Annotated in this window: 17 protein-coding genes; 1 reads left to right on the plus strand and 16 read right to left on the minus strand. The window is 31.8% G+C overall.

Annotated elements, in window-relative coordinates; all coding sequences use genetic code 11:
- The 10 genes from B5D41_RS07550 to nhaC form a co-directional block, all read right to left on the minus strand.
- Positions 1–2,055 carry a sigma-54 interaction domain-containing protein gene (locus B5D41_RS07550; protein ID WP_078810023.1) on the minus strand — a complete coding sequence of 685 codons (2,055 nt, stop codon included), beginning with the start codon at positions 2,053–2,055 and terminating at the stop codon, positions 1–3.
- A 137-nt stretch (positions 2,056–2,192) separates the two neighbouring features.
- The gene (locus B5D41_RS07555) at positions 2,193–2,519 is read right to left on the minus strand and encodes a DUF4387 domain-containing protein (RefSeq protein ID WP_078810024.1); all 327 of its coding nucleotides are present in this window, start codon (positions 2,517–2,519) and stop codon (positions 2,193–2,195) included.
- Positions 2,520–2,532: 13 nt separating this feature from the next.
- Positions 2,533–3,891, minus strand: a complete 1,359-nt coding sequence (locus B5D41_RS07560) for an acyclic terpene utilization AtuA family protein (RefSeq protein WP_078810025.1) — start codon at positions 3,889–3,891, stop codon at positions 2,533–2,535.
- A gap of 18 nt (positions 3,892–3,909) precedes the next feature.
- Entirely contained in the window at positions 3,910–5,157 is a 1,248-nt protein-coding gene (locus tag B5D41_RS07565) for a methylaspartate ammonia-lyase (protein ID WP_078810026.1), read from the minus strand.
- 351 nt (positions 5,158–5,508) lie between these two features.
- The gene (locus B5D41_RS07570) at positions 5,509–6,957 is read right to left on the minus strand and encodes a methylaspartate mutase subunit E (protein ID WP_078810027.1); all 1,449 of its coding nucleotides are present in this window, start codon (positions 6,955–6,957) and stop codon (positions 5,509–5,511) included.
- A gap of 12 nt (positions 6,958–6,969) precedes the next feature.
- On the minus strand, positions 6,970–8,364 hold the full coding sequence (gene glmL / locus B5D41_RS07575) for a methylaspartate mutase accessory protein GlmL (protein ID WP_078810028.1): 1,395 nt from the start codon (positions 8,362–8,364) through the stop codon (positions 6,970–6,972).
- Positions 8,365–8,391: 27 nt separating this feature from the next.
- The gene (glmS, locus tag B5D41_RS07580) at positions 8,392–8,808 is read right to left on the minus strand and encodes a methylaspartate mutase subunit S (protein WP_078810029.1); all 417 of its coding nucleotides are present in this window, start codon (positions 8,806–8,808) and stop codon (positions 8,392–8,394) included.
- A 200-nt stretch (positions 8,809–9,008) separates the two neighbouring features.
- Entirely contained in the window at positions 9,009–9,146 is a 138-nt protein-coding gene (locus tag B5D41_RS14095) for a hypothetical protein (protein ID WP_159442919.1), read from the minus strand.
- 234 nt (positions 9,147–9,380) lie between these two features.
- Positions 9,381–10,388 (minus strand): formimidoylglutamase, encoded by a 1,008-nt coding sequence (gene hutG, locus B5D41_RS07585; protein ID WP_078810030.1) that lies wholly within the window; start codon positions 10,386–10,388, stop codon positions 9,381–9,383.
- 235 nt (positions 10,389–10,623) lie between these two features.
- Positions 10,624–12,042: a Na+/H+ antiporter NhaC gene (gene nhaC / locus B5D41_RS07590; RefSeq protein ID WP_078810031.1), complete on the minus strand. Its 1,419-nt coding sequence runs from the start codon at positions 12,040–12,042 to the stop codon at positions 10,624–10,626.
- A gap of 233 nt (positions 12,043–12,275) precedes the next feature.
- Here nhaC and B5D41_RS07595 point away from each other — a divergent pair, with 233 nt between their 5' ends.
- Positions 12,276–12,458: a hypothetical protein gene (locus B5D41_RS07595; RefSeq protein WP_078810032.1), complete on the plus strand. Its 183-nt coding sequence runs from the start codon at positions 12,276–12,278 to the stop codon at positions 12,456–12,458.
- A gap of 70 nt (positions 12,459–12,528) precedes the next feature.
- Here the strand turns inward: B5D41_RS07595 and hutH are convergent, their stop codons facing one another.
- The 6 genes from hutH to B5D41_RS07625 all read right to left on the minus strand — a co-directional run bounded on the left by hutH (position 12,529) and on the right by B5D41_RS07625 (position 22,843).
- Positions 12,529–14,058 (minus strand): histidine ammonia-lyase, encoded by a 1,530-nt coding sequence (gene hutH, locus B5D41_RS07600; RefSeq protein WP_078810033.1) that lies wholly within the window; start codon positions 14,056–14,058, stop codon positions 12,529–12,531.
- Positions 14,059–14,483: 425 nt separating this feature from the next.
- Positions 14,484–17,552, minus strand: a complete 3,069-nt coding sequence (locus B5D41_RS07605; protein WP_078810034.1) for an AAA family ATPase — start codon at positions 17,550–17,552, stop codon at positions 14,484–14,486.
- Positions 17,553–17,764: 212 nt separating this feature from the next.
- A complete protein-coding gene (hutI, locus tag B5D41_RS07610) occupies positions 17,765–19,018 on the minus strand; it encodes an imidazolonepropionase (protein WP_078810035.1) in 1,254 nt (417 codons plus the stop codon).
- Positions 19,018–19,920 (minus strand): glutamate formimidoyltransferase, encoded by a 903-nt coding sequence (gene ftcD / locus B5D41_RS07615; protein ID WP_078810036.1) that lies wholly within the window; start codon positions 19,918–19,920, stop codon positions 19,018–19,020. The genes hutI and ftcD overlap by 1 nt, the downstream gene beginning before the upstream one ends.
- Before the next feature lie 116 nt (positions 19,921–20,036).
- Positions 20,037–20,645: a cyclodeaminase/cyclohydrolase family protein gene (locus B5D41_RS07620; protein ID WP_078810037.1), complete on the minus strand. Its 609-nt coding sequence runs from the start codon at positions 20,643–20,645 to the stop codon at positions 20,037–20,039.
- 173 nt (positions 20,646–20,818) lie between these two features.
- Positions 20,819–22,843, minus strand: a complete 2,025-nt coding sequence (locus B5D41_RS07625) for a urocanate hydratase (RefSeq protein ID WP_078810038.1) — start codon at positions 22,841–22,843, stop codon at positions 20,819–20,821.
- Positions 22,844–23,062: the final 219 nt, after the last annotated feature.

Consider the following 23,062-nt stretch of genomic DNA (forward strand, 5'->3'; position numbering starts at 1 on the left):
TTAACTATTTAGCTTCTTTAAAATCTGTATTCCTTTATCCGTAATTTCAGTTCCTTGTCTTCCTCTACCAATCTTAACTAAACCCTGTTTTTCTAATTTTTTCAATCTGCTTCTTACCATTTGTGATGAAAGTTGAACTTCATTAATTTTTGCACTCTTAGCTATCTCACGTCTACCTATATGTTCATCTAACTGTTTAGCTAAATAAAGTTCATTTAAAATAAGTTTATATTCAATTATATCCCCTAATTCCTTTAAATCAACTTTAATTTTCTCAAGTTCATCTAAATCCCCATCATTGATTCTATGATTATTCTTAAGGTATGGTGGTAAAGCATCTAACCTTACCTTATTATTACATGTTTGTGTAATATATTCTACACAATTTTCTAACTCTCTAATATTTCCCTCCCAATTATAATTATATAATTTACTCATAGTCCCTTTAGTTATCACTAAATCTTCTCTATTAAACCTTTGCAAAAAGAAGTTAATTAATAATGGAATATCTTCTCTTCTATTATTTAAGTTAGGTATTTCTAAAGGAAGGACATTTAATCTATAATATAAATCTTCTCTAAATTTATTTTCATTAATTAATCTTTTTAAGTCTTTATTAGTAGCAGCTATTACTCTAATATCTATAGGTGCCACTTTAGTAGCTCCTATACGCATCACTTCTTTCTCTTGTAATACTCTCAAGAGCCTAGTTTGAATATTTAAAGGCATATCTCCAATCTCATCTAAAAAGATAGTACCTGTATGAGCTTGTTCGAAAACTCCTGGTCTTCCACCTTTTTTAGCTCCAGTAAATGCACCATCCTCATATCCAAATAACTCACTTTCTAATAAACTTTCAGGTATTGCAGCACAATTAATGGCCACAAATGATGCTTCTGCTCGATTTGAATAATTATGAATTGCTTGAGCAAATAATTCCTTACCGGTTCCACTTTCCCCTTGAATGAGAATCGTAGATTCACTTTTAGCTAAATTCTTTGCTTTCTTGATAGCCTTATTTATTGCTTCACTCTCACCTATTATGTCGTTAAATCTATATTTAGCAATATGTCCTTTATCTTTTAATTTCTTTCTTAGATTCTGTTCTAACTTTTTTACTTCCGTTATATCTTTAAAAGTAGCTAAAGCCCCAATAATCGCTTCGTCTTGCTTTACAAGAACCCTAGTAGTTACTATCTTTTTATCCCCAACATTCTGTAAAGCATTTATATCCTCAAGGCCTGTTCTTAAAACCTGATGAAGTTTAGTATTAGGAACCTTGTCTACTACATTCTTATTAATTACATCTTCTGCTTTAATTTCAAAAAAATCTTCAGCCATTTGATTAAAGACTTCTACTTCTTCTCTTTTATTAATATAAATTATACCATCATGAACATGATTAATTACTGTCTCTAACATTTTGTTTGCTTTTTCAACCTTTTTTATATTGGTATCTAATTCTTTATTTAGTTTAACCAATTGTCTGATATGTTTAGAAACTAATAAGTTAGCCTTTTCATCTAATAGATTTAGTTTAATTAGCACCTCTACAATTGTTGTTAAATCTAAAACTCTACTTCCAATATCAATAATTTGTTCAACACCTTCTGGGACATATTCGACCTCTTCAGGTGTAATAGCTAGTTTTATTTCATCATCTACTTCTTTGCCCGGATAAGAAAGAATCAACTCTATATGATCAATTCCTGCCTCTTTTAAGATCGTCTCTGTCTCCTGAGCTGCTAACTTAGTATTATTGACTAATAATACCTGCTTACCTGTAGATATTTTAATTAGCTTTTCTAAAGAAGAGATATCTAATGATCTTCTAGCAAAAACAACTTCACTATCCTTTGAAACATATTTATTTACCTTCCCATTTAATGAATTGGTTGATAAGATTAAATCTACTTGAACAACTTCTTCTAAATCATTAATTACATACCCTACAATATTTACTTTATCTTTTAATACCTCAGTTAACTGCTCTTTAAAAAGATGATTTGTTGCTTCACTCATAGTTATAATTGCTAATTCTTTCTTCTTTGACATCCCTTTCACCTCAGAATTTATTTTCTCATCTATTTTTTTCGACAAAACAATTTATATTCCTGTGCCTAAATTCCTTGACAATAAAAATAGGTTATAATAGAAATATTTCTATTATAACCTATTTTTATAATCATATATTAATCCCATGGTATTTCAATTTTTAAAAGTGGAGCATGTTGTTGAGCACCATATACATCGGTTTCACCGATAGCTCCTGAAGAGAATGGTCGAACAATAGTCGCCTTAATAGCCTTTGCAGGATCATAATTTATTACTGAAATTACATCCTCTAATTTAATATCATATAATTCAGCTATTAATTCTTCATTAATTACTCCTGATGATTTAACTTCTTCATAAATCTCAAAACTCTTAAATATAAAATCAAATGTCAACTCATAAGGACCTGCATTCTTACTTCTAATTACATCTACTAACTCTCTGATATTCTTAGTCTTTGGCATTTTATCACCTTCTTTATATTTCCTCTATTTTTATTGGGAATAACTCACATGGATCATCTACCTTAATTAAATGATAAAGATTAAATTCATACACTACACCGGCTTTAAGGTCTGATGGTGAATACGGAAATGCCAGATTACCAGCAGTAGCTACTCTTCCAGGATATCCATAATGTAACATAGTTGATCTAGCAAAACTACATATTGTATTGGCTAACTCTTGAGTATTAGCCACAACTTCAAGAATAATTCCTACTTCATGAGATAAAACCTCCGGTTCTGGTTCTAAATCCCCCATTACTCCATTTTGGCCATATACTCTAAAGATCAAATCATAATCATCTTCAGATAAGTCATCAAAATTATCTCTAACTGTATCTCTAACAACCTCTATTATATGATCTAGCTTCTCAATCATAATTGGATCTCTAGTTCCCGCAATAGATAATGTCCGATACCCTACTTCTTTAGCTCCCTCTAATTTAATTGTATATTCATCACTTTCAATGAATTTACTTCCGCTTACTTTTACAGTTCGCTCATCATATTCTTCAAATTCTGTCTCTGAAAGGTCAATAATTCCACCAGGCCCATGTAATTTAAACGGATTAGCTTTTTCATAAAGAGTATGAGCAGCTACAGAAGTAGTTGTACATTTTCGTTCATGATTTAACGGCTCTAACAGAAAATGATCTTCTCTTAACGTTCCAAACATACAATCACTACCGCTACCTGGATTAGCAGCTATTGAAGCACACTCCATAATTTTGCCCATATGTAATGCTAAGCCCGCTGGGAATCCTTCTCTAATGCAGTAAGCTGCAAAAACTGTAGGATCATAAGCTCTACCGGCTACAATTACTTCAGAGCCTTCATCTAAAGCTTTGATAATAGGTTCTACCCCCATCTGTCCAACAATTCTAGTACTAGCTTTTATCTCTGCTTCATTCGTTTCTTCGACTGGTGCCAATGGAGAAACTCCATCTTTTTTAAAGATATCTAATATTAAGTCTTTATCTTGTTCAGACTGAATAGTTGCTAATTTAAAACTTAAATTCTGCTCCTGAGCTATTTCTTTTACTATCTCAGTACACCATTCCAAATGAGGTGCACCTCCTGCTCCACCGGCAGTACCTAGAATAACTGGTATATCTCTTTGTTGACCTGCTTCAATCATCAATTCTAAATCTCGTTTAACGGCTTTTCGATCAGTAAAAGATACTCCTGCTCCTAAATAATAAGGACCAGGGTCCGTAGAACCTGCATCTACTGCTATTAAATCCGGTTCTTTCTCTAAACCTCTTTCAAACGAATCAACCGGAAATCCATACCCTAATATTGCTGTGGGAGATAGAATTTTTAATTCCTTCATTTATAACACCTCCTATAATTATAGTCTTTGACTCACCCGAAGTAAACTCAACACTCTTTCCATTTCATTTTTCACAATCATTAAACCTTCATCTACCCCCATACCTGGTTTAGCAAGCATTTGATCTGGTCTAGTTGCTAAAGCTAAATTAACACAAATCTGAGCTGAACGTTCAGTTTCATTACAAGTTCCACCTTGATAAGCTCCAACACCATTCTCTTTACAATAAAGTACTGCTTCTATAGTATTATTAATTCCACCTAAATCTGGAGTCTTAATCTGTACTATATCTGCCGCTTCTTCATCAACAAACATCTTAATATCTTCTAATGTATTACACCATTCATCAGCAACTAACTCTACATCTATATCCTGTTTCTTTACTTCTTCTCTTAAGGCCTTCATGTCCTTAATCTGAGCTTTTCTACTTCCAGAATCCATCGGTCCTTCTATCCTAAGTGTATACGGCTGAGCTGCTTCATCTAATCCTTTTAAATACTCTGCCATTTTTTCTGGATCATTATCAAAAGCTAAACCAATAGTCCCATAAACATCAATATGAAAGATAGGTTGATAATCTTCTTCATTCTTAAGCTCTTCAACTCTATCTTTTAACCATTTAACATATTCTAATAATTTTTCACCATTCTCGCCTAACTTTTCTTTTACATTATTAATTAACCCATGAGGTAAAACATCAGCATGTTTAATAATCATCTTATCAGCATTTAGATATCGGTCATCACCAGTTTGAGTAAAGATAGGTACTGGCTTTACACTTAATTCTAAACCATATTCTTCAGCTACTACTTCAGTCATCGTCTTCTTCTTAGCTTTAGCTACAGCATCTAATAATACTTGAGTAAGTCCATACCGAATAGCAGTATGCAATCTTTTACCATTTACTTTAAAATTATCAAATTCTTCTGCTAACTCTCTAAAACTATTTAACTCTTTTCCAATTAATTCTGGTCCGATCTTCTCCTCAATAATCGGTATAAACTCTTCGGCTAAAAATAACGGATCTCTACCACCAGCTCCTGAATATTGTACAGCAGCACAATCTCCATAAGCAACTTGACCATCTTCTAAAATAATCATAATGGAAATAGACTCACCTGCTTGACGAATAGAAGTAAATCCCTCAGTAATTGCCTCTCCTATATATGTAACTCCATCATGTTCAGCACCGTCTTTAATTGCTTGTTGATCATCAAAGTAGAATCCTGTTAATCCTGGAGATGTAACAATTTCTTTTATCTTCATTTTTACTTCCCCCTTTAATAGAGCATAAATAACAACTGATAAATAGAATTATTAAATAATGAAGGTTAAGTGGTGAGAAGTAAGTATGAAACATTAGTGTGGGTAAAAGTTCTCACCACTTAAAGCTTATAAACCAACCATCCAGCCTAAAAACCAAGGCTGGCTGTGGACGTAGGATTATGTTCTGGGTTTTCCTCATCCAGCCTATAAACCAAGGCTGGCTATGGACGTAGGATTATGTTCTTGGTTTTCCTCTACCAGCCTATAAAACAAGGCTGGCTATGGATTTGGGTTTACGTTCTGGGTTTTCCTCTACCAGCCTATAAAACAAGGCTGGCTATGGATTTGGGTTTACGTTCTGGGTTTTCCTACTAACATCCCTTTACCAATAGCATAAATATCATCAATTACCATTTGAAAACTTGGATCTCTTTCTTCATCTTTACCTCTTTCTTCTAATTTTTCTTTATTGAAATTAATTACTTCTTCAGAGAATGGTAAATTTCCATGATTTAAATAACGGACTGCGCCATTATTATCTCTAGCCGGTAATAAGTTACCTGCATTGTATTTACTTGGAGCAAATGGAATATCTAAAACTCCTGCTTCAAAAGCTCTAACTGTTCCTTTAGCCAAATCTCCTTTACCTAATTCAAAGACTCGATTAAGTATCTCTTTAGTCTCTTTTTTAATCATCTCTTTTTCCTTTTCTAAAACACCATTAGGCATAAAATGTTGATCCTTTAACATATTAACTACTTGCTTAGTTGTTTTCAATCCTTGAGCATTTGCTTCCTTAGTTGGTACTCCTAAAGCTTCATGAGGGGTCTTTACTATTACTTTAGTAGCTTGTGCTAATGCAGCAGTTGCTCCTCCCCATGAAATAACCCCAAATGCTTGAGATTCATCTTGTGGGAAACCACCCATCCACTGATGAAATACTGTAGTTAAAACTATATCATCATATTCTGATAAATATTCTTCAGCTAATTCTTCTAAAGTCTGAATAGCTGCTACATCTTGTGTTAGGTTTCCACACTGTCCATATCCTAGAGTAATATTCTTAACACCTTGTTCAGCTGCCAAAAGTCCTTCAATAATGGCTACACTATGAGATATAGACGGTGGTACTAATGTTCCCGTTAGGGGACCAAATGGTTCTCTATTAATTGAAATTCCCTTTTCTTCATAATATCCAATTAATCTATCAACATACTGCCAATCATAAATAGTCTTTTCAATAGAAACATCTTTAGCATAAGGAATATTATAAGAAATTCCACCACCTTCATAACTAGTAAAACCACCAGCTAAAGTAATCTCCGCTAATAGTCTAGCATCCGGTGTTCCATGTCTAACCTGAACTGGAGCATCTAAGGATTCAATTACTTTCCTGCATCCCTTAATACCATGGTTAACTGCTGGAAATCCATTTAACATTGAACGTTCTTCAGTTTTACTCTGTTTAATACCCTCTTCAGCCTCTTGGTATTTATTCTGTCTTGTATAACTATCAATGGTAGTCGGCAATAAATCAGCCTGACCTTCTTCTTTTAAAAATTTAAGTAACTCAACATGTTCATCGATTAAAGCTACCCCTGCTCTAGGTTGAGTTAAGGTAATTTTTTCTTCTTTAGCTTCAATTAATTTCTTGGACATATCCTTCTGCTCTGGTAGAGATTTATGATATTCAATAGCATCTTCTAAATCAACTTCAGCTCCTGTATCCCACTGCTTTAAAACTTCCTCTCTAATCTGCATAAATTTATCTAAGCTCCACTTTTTATTTTTTAGTTTCATTCCTCTTCCTCCTTAGTTAAGCTTTTTAAGATGTTTTTTAGCCAATCTAACAGCCTTAGACTTTGAAATTTCCATCAATAAGCCAATAGCTGCCAAAATATATTTATCATCTAGCATTAATTTAGGTTCCATAGGAGCTAGAATAGTAGGATCTGTTTCAGTAAATAGCCCTTCTTTTAATATTGTATTAGGTGCTTTACTATGAACCAGAACTCCCCCTGTTCCTATAATTAAATTTAAATCTGTTAAATCTTTACCATATTGAATATATTCTGTTCCAAAAGGAGTATAAGTAGTCTGTATCTGACCTACATGTCTTTGTACAGCTAATTTAGTAGCTATTTTAGCAATAGCCGAATCAATCTTTTCTTCTAGTTCATTCTGAGGTATATACTCAACATTCTTTCTAACTTTATTAATATATTCTTCTAAATCATCCTCTGTTACTCCTTCTGAAAGATAACTTAATATTTCTTTATTTCTAACTAATTCTAACAAGGCTGGAGCACTATAACGCATTCCTAAATCGCCTTCAACTGTTCTTTTAACATACGGCTCTACCAAACCTTTTACCTTAACTCCACTTTTAGTAGGAGTTCCTTTAGCTATTGAGTGAATATCAGTAGTAGCTCCACCAATATCAACTATTAGTAGTTCACCTAAGCCCTCCTCATTATCTGTTCCTTCAGCAATTAACTTAGCAGCATTCATGACGGCTGAAGGTGTAGGCATAATCACTTGGTTTATATACTCTTTTGCTTTAGATAAACCTTTAGCATGAATGATCTTATCTAAAAATATTTTCCTAATTATTTCTCTAGCAGGTTTAATATTTAATTCTTCTAATTTAGGCATTACATTAGCAGTAACGTACACTTCCTTTTGTCCATCTACTAAAATATTCTCTGCTTTTTGAGCAGCAACTTTATTACCAGCTATTACAATAGGAGTAGATAATTTAGATTCTGCAAATACTTTTGCATTATGCAATATTACATCTTTATTCCCCCCGTCTGTTCCTCCAGCTAAAAGAATGATATCTGGTTCTTCTATTATTATTTCATCTAGTTCATTTGCTGTTAGTTCATAAGAATATACATTAGCTACCTTAGCTCCTGCTCCTAAAGCAGCTCTCTTAGCTGCTTCGGCAGTTAATTCAGGTACTAAACCAACTGCTATCATCTTTAGTCCGCCAGCTGCGCTACTACAAGCTAAACGGTGTTCTACATCATTTAAATCAATTCCCTGGTCAACTAAATTATCTAAAACTTTTTTTATCCCAATCGTCACATCATCCTGTACAGTTGTTAAAGCTTTAGCTTGAGCTTTTAATTCAATTTTGTCTAAATCTACAACTATAGCTTTAGTATAAGTACTTCCTATATCGAATAATAAAGTTAACCCCATAGAATCACCCCGTTAAATAATTAATAACTACTCTTTGATGCCTAAATCCTTTTTCAAATCAGCAATTGGTTCTTCAGGTAAAATTCCAGGAGGATAAACTCGATCAAATCCCATATCCAAAAACTTCTTTTTAGTCTCTTCCCAATTTTGTTTGCCAATCACTAAATTACCGCCAATATATAAAAGCACATCCTCCAAACCTGCTTCTATACATTTTTCTTTAAACCCTTGACAATCTATCTCACCATGTCCATAAAGAGATGAAACTAAAATAACGTCTGCATCAGTCTCAACAGCTGCATTAATAAAATCTTCTTGTGGTGATAAAACACCAATATTTATAATCTCAAATCCTGCCTTAGTTAATGCTTCTTCTAAAATCCTATTCCCAATGGCGTGAACATCTGAACCGATAACCCCTAATACTAATGTCTTTTTCTCCATTAAACTCACACCTTTCAAAACTTATTATAAACTACTTATTGAAAAATTTAATTAATTACAATATTTTTTTAATAACTCACTAACTACCTTAGACATCTATCTTTGTTTACCTGCAAAATAAACCAAATTGTAATATTATTCTGCTTTTTTAATAAATATTAAAGTAAGAACACCATATCATCCATAATTAATAGTTCTTTCTAATAACATTTTATCCCTTGCTTTAACCTTAATATAAATTCAGACATAGTCTTTACATTTCTACTAGCTAAAAGATTAATAATTGTCATACCTAAAATAGTAGTTACCATTCCAATAATATGAGCCATACTTAGCATTTTATCCCTTCTTGCTTTTCATTATTTAACTAAAAGTATAATTTCTAACTTAAGTATATACAAGAAGGAAGAAATAGCCAATGTAAAATCTGAATTAATTATTGTAATTCAGAGTTATATCCCTTCTTTAATTGTTCGTTTATTAAAATTTTAATTTAATGATAAAGTAATCGCGTCAAATAAAAGTCAATTCTAAGACCAAATTTTTAATTTTACTTTAAAATGATTAATAATTTATTCTTCTCCGATTAGAGTATTAATTACTGCAAATATAATAATAGCTGCAAGATTAGCTGTGGAATTATCTTGGTCAAATCGCGGTGAAACCTCTGCAATATCAAAACTCAAAACCTTGTCTGATTTAATAATATATTTTAATAATTCCAACACAATCTTTGGTGTAAGTCCTAAAGGCTGAGAAGAACTTACTCCTGGAGCAAAAGCTGAAGAAAACACATCGGAACAAATTGTAATATATATATATTCATTACTTTTAATATAATCATCTAACTGATTTAGTACATTTAAAATATTAGAATTGTTAATATCTTTTGCTAATATATACTCTGCACCTAACTCATCTGCCTTTTTAAATAAACTAACTGTATTTCCATACTTTTGAATACCAACACCAAAATATGAATAATCAATCTCTATTTCTTTACATTTATCAGCAATCTGTCTAAACATAGTTCCTGAGTTACCACCATTTGGATACGGCCTTAAATCAAAATGAGCATCAAAATTTATAATTCCTATTTTAGGATCTTTATATTCTTTTAAAACTGAGCTTAATATTCCATTATAATGACCAAAAGCTATCTCATGTCCTCCACCTAAAATTATTGGGAAAAGATTTAAGGAAAGAATCTTTTCTACAGCTATTGCTAGCTCATTTTGGACAGTTTCTAAGTCATCACCTAAGGAAATTATATTCCCACCATCAAATAACTTTGTCTCTTTATCAAATCTACAAGGGAGTTTTGCCATCTCTTTTCTAATACTAATTGGACCCTTTGCAGCCCCAGGTCTCCCTTCATTTAGTTCAACCCCTTCATCACAACAGAATCCTAAAAAACAGAAACCATTTACTTCTTTAGAAATAGGTTGTAAATTTTTATCTAATAAATCTATGGTCTTTACCCATTGATGCCATCGAAATGCATCAAAATTTTCTGGATCATCTATCCTTCCTTGCCATACATCATTTTCTAACCTTTTATACTTTGTCAATTTCTTCATACCTTATTCTCCTTTTTATCATAATTACTATTATATATAATGTAATAAAAATTTTATTTTAAACTTCATTTTCTGTCCTTAACTATAAACCTTATATTCTAATCATAAGATAGATGTGTCAAATAAAAGTCAAATTTTTTCACAAAGTCAAAAAGACATTTACCGAACTTTTAAAAGTTCGGTAAATGCCAAATAATATTACCATGAATTTTTCATGATATATTTTAAAAGTTTTTTAAAGTGAACTACTCTCTCCACTTGTTGTAACCATTTGTTCATCATCTAACTTAGTGATAGTAATTCCCATGAATCCATATAACATAGAAACTATAGGAACTAATAAGTTAAAGAAGCAGTAAGGAACATAAGCTAACGTATCTACCCCTAGAGTTGCAGCCATATATGCTCCTCCAGCAGTCCATGGAATCAATACTGCAGTTAATGTACCACTATCTTCTAATACTCTAGAAAGGTTCTTAGGATGTAACCCTTGCTTTTCATAAGCTGCTTTATACATCTTACCTGGCACAATAATAGATAAGAATTGATCCCCTAGTAATGCATTAGCGCCAATACAAGCTAAGATATTACTAGCTATTAACTTCCCTGTTGTGGTAGCAAATGATAGTATCTTATTTACTATAACTTCTAATACTGAAACCTTATCTAAAATACCACCAAAAGCTAAAGCACATAAAATAAGTGAGATTGTCCACATCATGCTATTTAATCCACCACGAGTTAAAAGACTATCAATCACTTCTAAACCTGTGTCACTACTATATCCATAATGCATAGCATTAATTACATCAGAAAATCCGGCTCCTTGAAATAACATAGCAAAAATTCCACCAACTACAGAACCGATAACTAAAGTAGGAACTGCTGGTAGCTTCTTAGCTGCCATCCCGAATACTAATACTGCCGGTAATAACATCCAAATATTAATAGTAAATGTTTGATCTAAAGTAGTTAAGATCTGACTCACTTGTTCTGGATCAATATTTCCACCACCAAACCTTAGCCCCATTACTCCAAATAATATTAAAGATAATATATAAGCAGGTGTAGTAGTATAAACCATATGTCCAATATGTTCAAATAAATTACTTCCTGCCATAGCTGGTGCTAAGTTAGTAGTGTCAGAAAGAGGTGACATCTTATCACCAAAATAAGCTCCAGAAATAATAGCACCTGCCACCATTGGTAAAGGAATACCTAACCCTTCTCCAACTCCAATTAAAGCAAGGCCTACTGTTCCTGCTGTTGTCCAAGAACTTCCACTTGCAATTGCAACTACAGAACAGATTAAAACTGTTGCTACTAAGAATATTTTTGGCGATAAAAGCTGCATTCCGTAATAAACCATAGTTGGTACAGTACCGCTTAAAATCCAACTACCAATTAAGATTCCAATAATAGCTAAAATTACTATTGAACCCATTGCTACATTAATTCCATCTATCAAACCATCTTCGATTTCCTTCCAACTAAAACCTAATTTAATACCTAAAATACTTGCAACTGCTCCACCTAAAACTAAAGGTATATGAGGATCTATACCTAAAAAGACTATTCCTGTAAATAATAAGACTGCTGTAACTAAAATAGGTATTACCGCTTCAAATAGACTTGGTTTCCTTCCCTTACTCATTATATCTCCTCCTAATATGATTTTGACAGATAAATATTATCATTGAAATTATAAATATATAGATTAATTCTTTATCTTCACCCCCTTTATAAAAACCTGATTATTTTGCAAATAACAATTTAATCTTTTATTATATTAATTCTTTAATGTAATGAAGGAATTTGGATAATGATATAGAATTAATTATTTAACACTACCTTTTAATACTTTCTTTTAATAGAGGAGGATTAATTATGAATCAAATAAAAAGTTCTACTATATCCAAACCTAAAAATAAGAACATTCACGAATTAACTACAGAAATACTAGATAATGTTGGCATTGATGAATCAAACTCTAAATATTCTGATACATATAATAAAATTTATAAACTGCTAACTAAAAAAGCTTTTAGCGCAGTTACCTATGGTTGCTAATAATATTATAATAGAAGCATCCAATTGGATGCTTCTACTTTTATTTATTTTTGATTAAAAATTTAATATTCTAATGTAATTCTCCTATTTCTTCTTCTACAGCATCTACTATAACATTTTCTTCAATTAAAGAAACAGATTTATTAATATCTAAATTCATTATTCTATCTTCACATAATTCATCTATGACTTCTCGAACACTTCTATAAGTAATTTCTGACCCTTTACCCAATTGCTTAGATTCATCTCTTAAATCTATCGCTTGAGCTGCTGCCATTAATTCTATTGCTAACACATGTTTTGTGTTATTTAATATTTCCCGTGTTTGTCTTGCAGCTGTAGTCCCCATACTTACATGATCTTCTTTATTAGCTGAGGACGGTATAGAGTCAACACTGGCTGGATGAGCTAATACTTTATTTTCAGAGACTAAAGATGCTGCTGAATATTGAGTAATCATAAATCCAGAATTCACCCCTACATCTCCTACTAAAAATGGTGGTAAATCGCTTAAATTTGGGTTTACAAGTCTTTCTATTCTCCGTTCTGACACGTTAGCTAATTCTGCTATAGCCATTCCTAAAAAATCGAATGGTAAAGCCATAGGTTGTCCATGAAAATTACCTCCAGAAATAACCTCTTTATCTTCATCAAATATTAAAGGATTATCTGTAGTAGAGTTTATTTCAATTTCAACTTTCTCCTCCACATATTCAATAGCATCTTTGCTTGCTCCATGGATCTGTGGAAGACATCTTAACGTGTACGCATCTTGAACTCTTACCTCACCTTGTCTTGTTGTATATTCACTACCTTCTGTTAATCTTAATAAGTTCTTAGCACAACTAATTTGATGTTTATGAGGTCTAACCTTATGTACTCTTTCATCAAAAGCATCTGTGATTCCATTTAACGCTTCTAAAGTTAAAGCAGATGATATCTCTGCTAATTTAATTAAATTAATAGCATCATAAACTGTTAAAGCTCCAACAGCTGTCATTATTTGAGTACCATTAATTAAAGCTAAACCTTCTTTAGCTTTAAGCTTAACAGGCTCAATTCCTGCCTTCTCCATTGCTTCTTTTCCAGGCATTCGTTTCCCTTTATAAATTGCCTCTCCTTCATTAAGCATTACCAATACCATATGAGATAATGGTGCTAAGTCTCCGCTAGCCCCCAATGATCCTTGCTGAGGAATAACTGGATGTACTCCTTTATTAAGCATCTCTATTAAAGTATTTAAAGTCTTTAATCTAATACCTGAAACTCCTTTTGCCAGGGCATTAGCTCTCAATAACATTACCGCTCTAGAAATATCTTCTTCAAAACATTCTCCAACTGCACAGGAATGACTAAAAATTAAATTCTTCTGTAAATCTTCAGTCTTATCTTTTGAAATATAAACATTACTAAGTTCTCCAAATCCAGTAGTAATTCCATATATAACTTCTTCTTTTTCTACAAATTCATCTACTACTGCTCTAGACTTTCTTGCTTTTTTCACTGCTTCATCTGTCAACTTCACTTTTACGTTGTTTCTAGCTATTTCTATTACATCATCTAAAGTTAAACTATTACCATCGATAGCAATACAACTCATATTTTTCCCCCTGACATAATTTATAATTCTATTAAGTAAATACATAATCATATTAGCTATATGAAAATCTTATAGTATAACGACTTACATTTTTAATTAATTATGCAAAGATATTTTTAATATTAAAAGTTACAAAATATATCTTTAAACTTAATATTAGAGAATAATGGTTCAATTTTCTGAAAAAATAAAGAAAATTAAAATTTTACAATTTAATTATATTTCATAATCGTCAAAAAAACGTCATTAATTAAAATAAATTATTCTTTATTTCTAATTTTTCTTGAATATTAAATTTAATATTCATCTTCTTTCTCCAAAAATAATTTTCAAAATAGCTAATACTAATTTAAAGAATTATCTTTTCACTTTCTATATTAATTTTAATACAATGTCGTCTTAATAACGTCAAAAGTCAATCAATTCTAACTTAGGTTATCTACTAATTCTATTTCATAATCAGCACCTATCTCTTCTAAAATAGACAATGCATCTTTAGCATACTTACTATAATCCTCATTTAAATAACCTTTAAATACTTTTGCTAATTCTCCATTCTCTTTCATTTCCTTAGCAATCTCTGCTTTAATTCTTAATAGAATTCCTAGCCAATATCTTTTATGATATTGCTTTACCGTTTCTTCAGCCGTTATTAAATAATCATAAGCCTTTTCATAATCTTGTCTTTGAATAGAAAGCAAGGACATAAAACCATTGCTAATAGCTGAATAACCCCAAATAGTCTTTAATTTCTTAAAAATTTCTAAAGAATTATTAAAATATGTCCTTGCTTTATCATATTCTTCAAGTTCAAAGAAGACTTGACCAGCATTAACATGAAAAATCCCTAATCCCCAATTAATATTTTGAGATTTACAAAGGCTTATGCCACGTCTATAAAAATTAATTGCTTCTTCAAATTTCCTCTCATATCTTTTAACCTCACCTAAATAATTATAAATAACAGCAATACCTAATGTATATTTTTTTCCTAGTGTTTCAGCATCTTTAAAGATTTGTAAAGAATTCTTAAATAATCTCTCTGAAGCTTGATAATTTCTCTGATAAAGTTTAGCAATTCCTAAAAACCTTAGAGCTATTGCCATTTCCACATCTTTTTCCATTTCTTCAGCTAAGCTATACATTCTCTCTGCGTTATCTTCTATAAATGTAACCTCTTCTTTTTGAACACCTAAACCTGCCATCTGTTGATAACCTCTTAATATACTTAACCAATCATCTACATTTCTGGCTTCTGAAATCATATTTTGTATAGTATCAATAGCAGTACTATAATCTCCTTCAGAAATCAAAAATTGCGCTTGCATTCTTAAAAACTTAACCTTCATCTCTCTTATTACTAAATTCTCACTAACTTCCTGCTCTACTTCTTCTAACAAAGAGCTAATCTCTGTTAAGTAACGATGTGCCCCTTCTTGATTAAAGGATATAATCTGATCCTTTTCTAGACTTTTATCACTAGTAATAGGAAACAGCTCATGAGTATGATGGAAATATATCTCTGATTCTTTAATTAAATATTCTAAATGTTTTAGCTTATCTCCAGCTTTTGAATAATGATAAATTAACTTAGCATACTGATCTCTATTTCGAACTCCTTGTTGTAAATTCTGTTCTATAAATTGTGCAATCCTTTTATGTAGCAACTTAACTCTAGAAAAGGATTGGTGATTATAAATAAATTCTCTAATCTTTGAATGTGTAAATTTATAGGCTGGTGAACCATTTCTTTCACTAAGCATTTCTTCAATTAAATAATACTCTTGTAATTCTTCAAGCAAATCTATTAATTCAAAATCATTTTTTCCACTAATATCTAATAATAATTCATAACTCACCTTATCAAAACAGATAGAAGCTAGTTTTAAAATATTTTGTGCTTCTTTTGAAACAGATTGTACTCTATTCCTTAAAATATCCTTACTTTTATCCGTCAGTAAGTTTGATAATGCCTGATCTTTACCTTTACTTTTCAATAAGTTTAGAGTCTCTACTAAAAAGAAAGTATTACCCTCAGTTTCATCATAAATTTTTGTCACTAACTCCTCTGGGAACTCATAACTTGATAGTGAATTATTAGCAAACTTCTGTACTTCAGACAAACTTAATCGCGATAAATTAATTTCATTAATATAATTATGTCTTTTTAAATCTAAGAATATATTCTCTATTCTATTCTTTCTTTCATTTCTAGAAGTCATTACAATTAAAATATTATTATTTTTGCTTTCTTGAATTAAATTCTTTAAAAGAAAGAGACTCTTATCATCACACCATTGCAAATCTTCAAAGACAAGAATTAATTTTTGATTTTTAGCAATTTCAGTTAAAAGAAAAAGAAGAGCCTCTGTAGCTGACTGACATTGAATGGATTCAAAACTGAACATTTCTTCTGACAATACTTCCTCTTCTTCAATTAAAAGCGATGGAAATAAAAAAGATATTATTTTTTTCCACGGTAAGGAGATATCTATATCATTAAAGTCAACTTTCTTTTTAAGTTGTTGTAAAATAATTTTCCAAGGTTTAAAAATATATCGTTCTTCAGCTTGAAAGCAATTTGCTTTTAAAATTAAAGAATCCTTCAATTCAATTGCAGATAAAGCTTGTTTAACTAAAGTAGTTTTCCCAATCCCCGCTTCTCCAAAAACAGAAATAGAAGCACTCGATTTATCATTAAGGAATCTAGACAAATTATTTATTAATATATCTAACTCATCTCTTCTAAAGATATACTCATCCTTTTTATCATCATTACTATTTATATCATGAGAAATTCTTTCTCTTATATTCTGCAAAAGATTTACTGTCTTTTTGTCTGGAGTAATCCCTAATTCACTATGCAATTGTTCTTCTAATTCTTTATAAATATCAACTGATTTAGCTATAGAACCCTGTTTTGCATATAACCCCATTAAATCACGATAAGCAACTTCATTAAATTCATCAACTTCAATTAATAACTTTAAATAATAAATGGCTTGTTGAAATTCTTCTTTAACTTCAAGTTGCTTACTATAATTTCTTAATGTTTTGATATATAACTGTAGATAGTAATTCCTCTGTTCAAAAATCCAATCTGTAAAATCAGGAGCATTTTTAATTAAAAAACTATTTAAGAATTCTCCTTTATATACTTCAATTGCTTCTTCTCCTTCTTCATTTAAAAAAACATCTATATCTAAATCCAATTGACAATCTTCACAAATAGATATAGTAGACCTATCTGGTGTATTAATTATACCTTTACCAACAACCTTCTTTAGTTGATAAAGAGCATTACGAAGATTTTTTTTAGCCTTTCCATCTAACATATCCCCCCATAATAATGAGGCTATTTTAATTCTTGACACTTTCTTTTTTACTACAATATAATAAAAAAGAGCTTCAACCTTTTTATAAGGAAAGTCTATAGAATCTCCATTGATCTTTATTGTTGGGCTTCCTAATAATTTTGCTTCCAATTGCAACATATCCTTCCCTCCTATATGTTTATTGACATTTTTCAACAGTAATTACCTATATTATATCAATTATATCTAAAAAAGGTCAAATCAATATCATCTAAGCAACGTATGCTTTAACTTAAAATAAATTTAAATATAAAAAACCAAGTTAGTTCTTGATGAAATTAATTAAATCAAGATACTAACTTGGCATATATCAGAAGAGAAGTACATTATATTTATTCCTTATGATTAGCTACTACCTCACCATTCTTAATAACTCTTTCAATTATATTAACTCCTATATGATAGGCTAAATGATTATAAGAAGGAGCATCAAGAATAACTAAATCTCCTTCCTTACCTACTTCGATACTACCTATCTCAAGGTCTTTATCTATAGCCGCAGCCCCATTAATAGTTAAGGCGGTTATTGCTTCTTCTGGAGTTAAACCCATATATAATGTAGCTAACGAAATAAGTAAAGGAATAGATTCTGAATAACAACTTCCAGGATTAAAATCCGTAGCTAAAGCTACTGGTAATCCATTATCAATCATGTATCTGCCTCGAGCATAAGGTTCTTTGAGACTAAAAGCAGTAATTGGTAATAAAGTCCCTATAACCCCTTTTTCAGCCATAAATTCTATTCCTTCATCAGAAGCCTTAAGTAGATGATCAGCAGATACTGCTCCAATCTCCGCTGCCATTTCTGCTGCTCCTACTTGAGCAATTTCATCAGCATGAAGCTTTGATTTCAAACCTAATTCTTGACCTTTAAGCAAGATTCTTCGAGCTTCATCTACTGTAAATACTCCTTGATCACAGAAGACATCACAAAACTCTGTCCCACCTTCTTCGACAACCTGAGGCATAACTTCATCTATTAGATAATCTATAAATTCTTCTGAGCGACCTTCATATTCAGAAGGAATAGCATGAGCCCCCATGAAAGTAGCACTAATATCTATATCATGTTCTTCTTGTAATTCTTTCATCACCTTTAACTGCTTTAATTCAGTTTCTAATTCAAGTCCATAACCACTTTTTCCTTCAACAGTAGTTACTCCAAAAGAGATCATGGAGTCTAACCGTTTGCAAGCATCTTCTTTTAATTCTTCAAATGAAGCTTTACGAGTAGATTCTACAGAATTAACAATACCTCCACCTCTTTCCATTATCTCAGTGTAAGGTACTCCTTTTAATCTCCAACTATACTCTTCAGCTCTATAGCCTCCAAATACAAAATGAGTATGAGCATCAACAAACCCTGGCAAAACCGGTTTGCCATCAGCATCAATAACTTCAAACTCTTCTTCATTAATATCTTTTAAGACGTCCTCTGTTTTACCTACTTTAGTAATCAATCCATCTTTAATTACTACAGATCCATCATTAATAACTGCTAATTCATTCATATCTGAATCAGTTTTAGGAGCTTTTCCTTTACAAGTAACTAATTCTCCAGCATTCTTTACTAATACTTTTTTCATTATAGATCCTCCAATAACCTATTTTCCATTATCTGTTCTGAAGAGAAATCTTCCACACCTAAGTAATACTCAGCAACATCAAATAATGCCTGAGCAGGCAATAGGCCAATTAGCTCACTACCAATAATATTTACCCCATACCTTTTTGCCTCAAATTTGATCATTTCAAATGCTTGATAGAGTGAAGTCTTAGTGTAATTTGTCATGTTCATAGAAACCTGAACAATACCTCTTTCACTTAAGTCAATACCGATAGCTTTACAATATCTTAAACCTCCACCAGAATGACGTACCTTTCGAGCAATATCATTTGCAAGCTCTAAATCATCTGTGTCAAGGTTAACATTATAAGCTACTAGCGGCATCCGAGCTCCTATAACAGTTGCACCGGCAGTTGGATGAACTTTATCTGAGCCATAATCTGGTTTCCATTCAGGCTTTTGGACTTTCTCTTTCATGGCTTCATATTCACCACGTCTAATATCAGCTAAATTCTCTCTTTCTGGACAAGTAGCTGCATCTTCATAAAGATAGATAGGTAAGTCAAATTTTTCAGCAGCCTCTTTAGCTACTTCATTAGCTATTTCTACTGCTTCTTCCATAGTAACATTTCGTACCGGCGTAAATGGCACTACATCTACTGCTCCCATTCTTGGGTGTTCTCCTGTATGTTCATTCATATCAATTACATCAATAGCAATCTCCATTGCTTCTAACATGGATTGCTTTAAACCTTCTGGACTACCAATCATAGTAACTACAAGACGATTATGATCTTTATCCGCTGAATAATCTAATAATTTAACTCCATCAGTGCTCTTAAATGGTTCCACAATTTTTTCAATCTTTTCTTCATCTCTTCCTTCACTAAAGTTAGGAATACACTCTAATATTTTACTCATTACTGCCACCCCTTTAATTTATTAGAATATTAAGTAATTATCAACCTTAGTCTTAATCTCAACTTAGTCTGTTCCTTGCCTGTGTAATCTTATATCTAATTTTTAATATATTTAAATTAGCCTGAAATTTTACTTGCAGTGATCTCTTCAATCTCATTAGCTAATTTTTCTGCCTTAGCAATTATATCGTTAGCTTCATCTTTTAGTTCCTTAGAAACTTTTTCATCCTTTAAAGATTGAGCATTTATCAGCACATTATAGCTCCCGCCTTTAACAGTACTTAAAGCCATCAATCCAGCTACTCCCACATCAGAAGCAGCATTAGGGTTACCTTCCTTAGCTACCTCTTTAGCAATTTCTAATACCTTTAAGCCTAATTTCATTGTATTAAGCGGAGTAATACTAGCTCCTTTTAATGCTTTTTGAATCTCTTTACTACGTTCTTCTTTTTCTTCTTCAGTCTCTTTAGGTAATTTAAATGCTGACATTACTTTATCAAAGCTCTCTGAATCTTCATCAATTAATTCTAGTGCTTCTGATTTCATATCATTTAAATCAGCAGTATATTTATCTAAATCCGAATCTTTAGTTAATTTAATTACCATCAAAGCTAAACTAGAAGCTAAAGCACCACCTAATCCAGCAGTACTTCCTCCTCCTGGTGTAGAAGACTTACTACCTAATTCATTTACAAATTCTTCTAGAGTATAATCAGAAAAACTCATTATTTATCCTCCCTTATATCAGTTTATAGTTTACAGTGTCCAGTTGACAGTTAAAACCCCAAATTTAAAATCACCCTAAATCTGTAGATATAAATCTTTTTAGGTCACTTAAGCTCTTAAGATCTTAAGAGCTTGATCTTATAACTGTACACTGTCAATTGTGAACTATATTATTACTCTTTATCTAAATAATCAGCAACGATATTTTCAACTAGTCCTTCTTCTGGTTGATATGGAATCGTTACATGGCCTCTACCTTCATTTCTTTCATTCCATTCCTGCATAGTTTCAATTGCATTCTTATTTCTAGCCCATGCTCTTCTAGCAACACCGCCATGAACATCCCAATCTAAAGCAGATTTAATAACCTCATCAACTCTCTTACTACCATCTAGTACTAAACCAAAACCACCATTAAAGGATTTGCCGATTCCAACACCGCCACCATTACTTTCTACAGCTAGAGTCATTCCTCGAGCACAATTACCAGCAAAACATTGAATAGACATTTCAGCCATCACATTACTACCATCTTTAATATTAGCTGTTTCTCTAAATGGAGAATCTGTCCCACTAACATCATGATGGTCTCGTCCTAACATAATTGGATCAATTTCACCTTTTCGAACTAATTCATTAAATTTAAGAGCAATTTTAACTCGACCTTGTCCATCAGCATATAAAATTCTTGCCTTTGAACCTACTACTAAATCATTCTCTTCTGCATCATTAATCCACTGATAATTATCATAATCTTGAGCTCTTCGTTCTGGATCAATACATTCTTTAGCAGCTTCATCTGTCTTTCTTAAATCTTCATCTGTACCGCTTAAGCAAACCCAACGGAAAGGCCCATAACCGTAATCAAAACAAATCGGTCCCATGACATCTTCTACATATGACGGAAAGATAAATCCTTGACTTGGATCCTCTTCATTCTTAGCTATCTCTGGAACTCCTGCATCATAAACAGCTTTCATGAAGCTATTACCATAATCAAAGAAGTAAGTTCCTCGATCTACTAACTCTTTAATAAACCCGTAATGCTTTCTTAATGTTTTATCTACTTTTTCACCAAACTTATCAGGATTATTATTAAGTAATTCTCTACCATCTTCAAAATTATAGCCTACTGGGTGGTATCCACCAGAATATACAGCGTGACAAGAAGTCTGATCTGATAATAACTCTAATTCAATATCATTCTCAACAACATATTCTAATAAATCAACTACATTACCATGATAAGCTATCGAAACAGCTTCTTCTTTTGCTTGGTATTCTTCTACCCACTCAAAAATTTCATCTAAATCATCAGACGCTTCACTAAGCCAACCTTGTTCATGACGAGTCTTAATTCGAGACTTATCAACTTCAGCAATTATTCCAACACCACCGGCAATTTCAATAGCCTTAGCTTGAGCTCCACTCATACCACCTAATCCAGAGGTAATATATAATTGACCAGCTAAATTCTCATCAAAATCATTTCCTAAGAATTTACGCCCAGCATTAAGTAAAGTAAGATAAGTACCGTGAACTATTCCCTGTGGTCCTATATACATCCACCCACCAGCTGTCATCTGTCCATAATTAGCTACTCCCATAGCTGCTGCTTTATTGAATGCTTCATCGTTATCAAACATCCCTACCATTAATCCATTTGTAGATATTACTCTAGGAGCATCTGGCTTAGATGGAAATAAACCCAAAGGATGACCAGATTGAACTACTAAAGTCTGATCCTCAGTCATTTCTTGTAAATATTTTTTAATTAATCTATACTGCATCCAATTTTGACATACCTGTCCAGATTCACCGTATGTTACTAACTCATAAGGGTAAAGTGCAATATCAAAATCTAAATTATTATCAATCATTAATTGTAATGCTTTACCTTCAGTAGTCTTTCCTTCATATTCATCTATCGGTTTAGCCTTAATATTTCCTTCCGGACGATATCGGTATCCATAAATCCTTCCATGTGTCAATAATTCTTCCATAAATTCTGGTGCTAATTTTTCATGTAATTCAGGCGAAATATACCTTAAAGCATTCTTTAAAGCAATCTCCATTTCCTTTTGATTTAAATTAAGTTCTCTTTTTGGTGCCCTTCTAATTCCCTCTTCAAACTCAGGCATTTCTGGTAATTCATCAGATAACTTAAACTCCATAGCTTCAGAAACATCAAATTCCATTTTATAATCCTCCTTTAAATCTTATATTTAAATAATTAATTAAATTATAAACTTTTAATTTTACTACAATATTGAGTAGTTTAATTTCATTATAAGAAATTATCGTCAATGGAAAGTCAATTCCTGAATAATTTTATGGATTTTTTAATTTTTTTGATGCTTGCTAATTAGAATGAATTAAAATCATTTTTATTTCAATTAAAAATAAGTAATTCCATG

It is taken from the genome of Selenihalanaerobacter shriftii, from assembly GCF_900167185.1.
Classification (GTDB): domain Bacteria; phylum Bacillota; class Halanaerobiia; order Halobacteroidales; family Acetohalobiaceae; genus Selenihalanaerobacter; species Selenihalanaerobacter shriftii.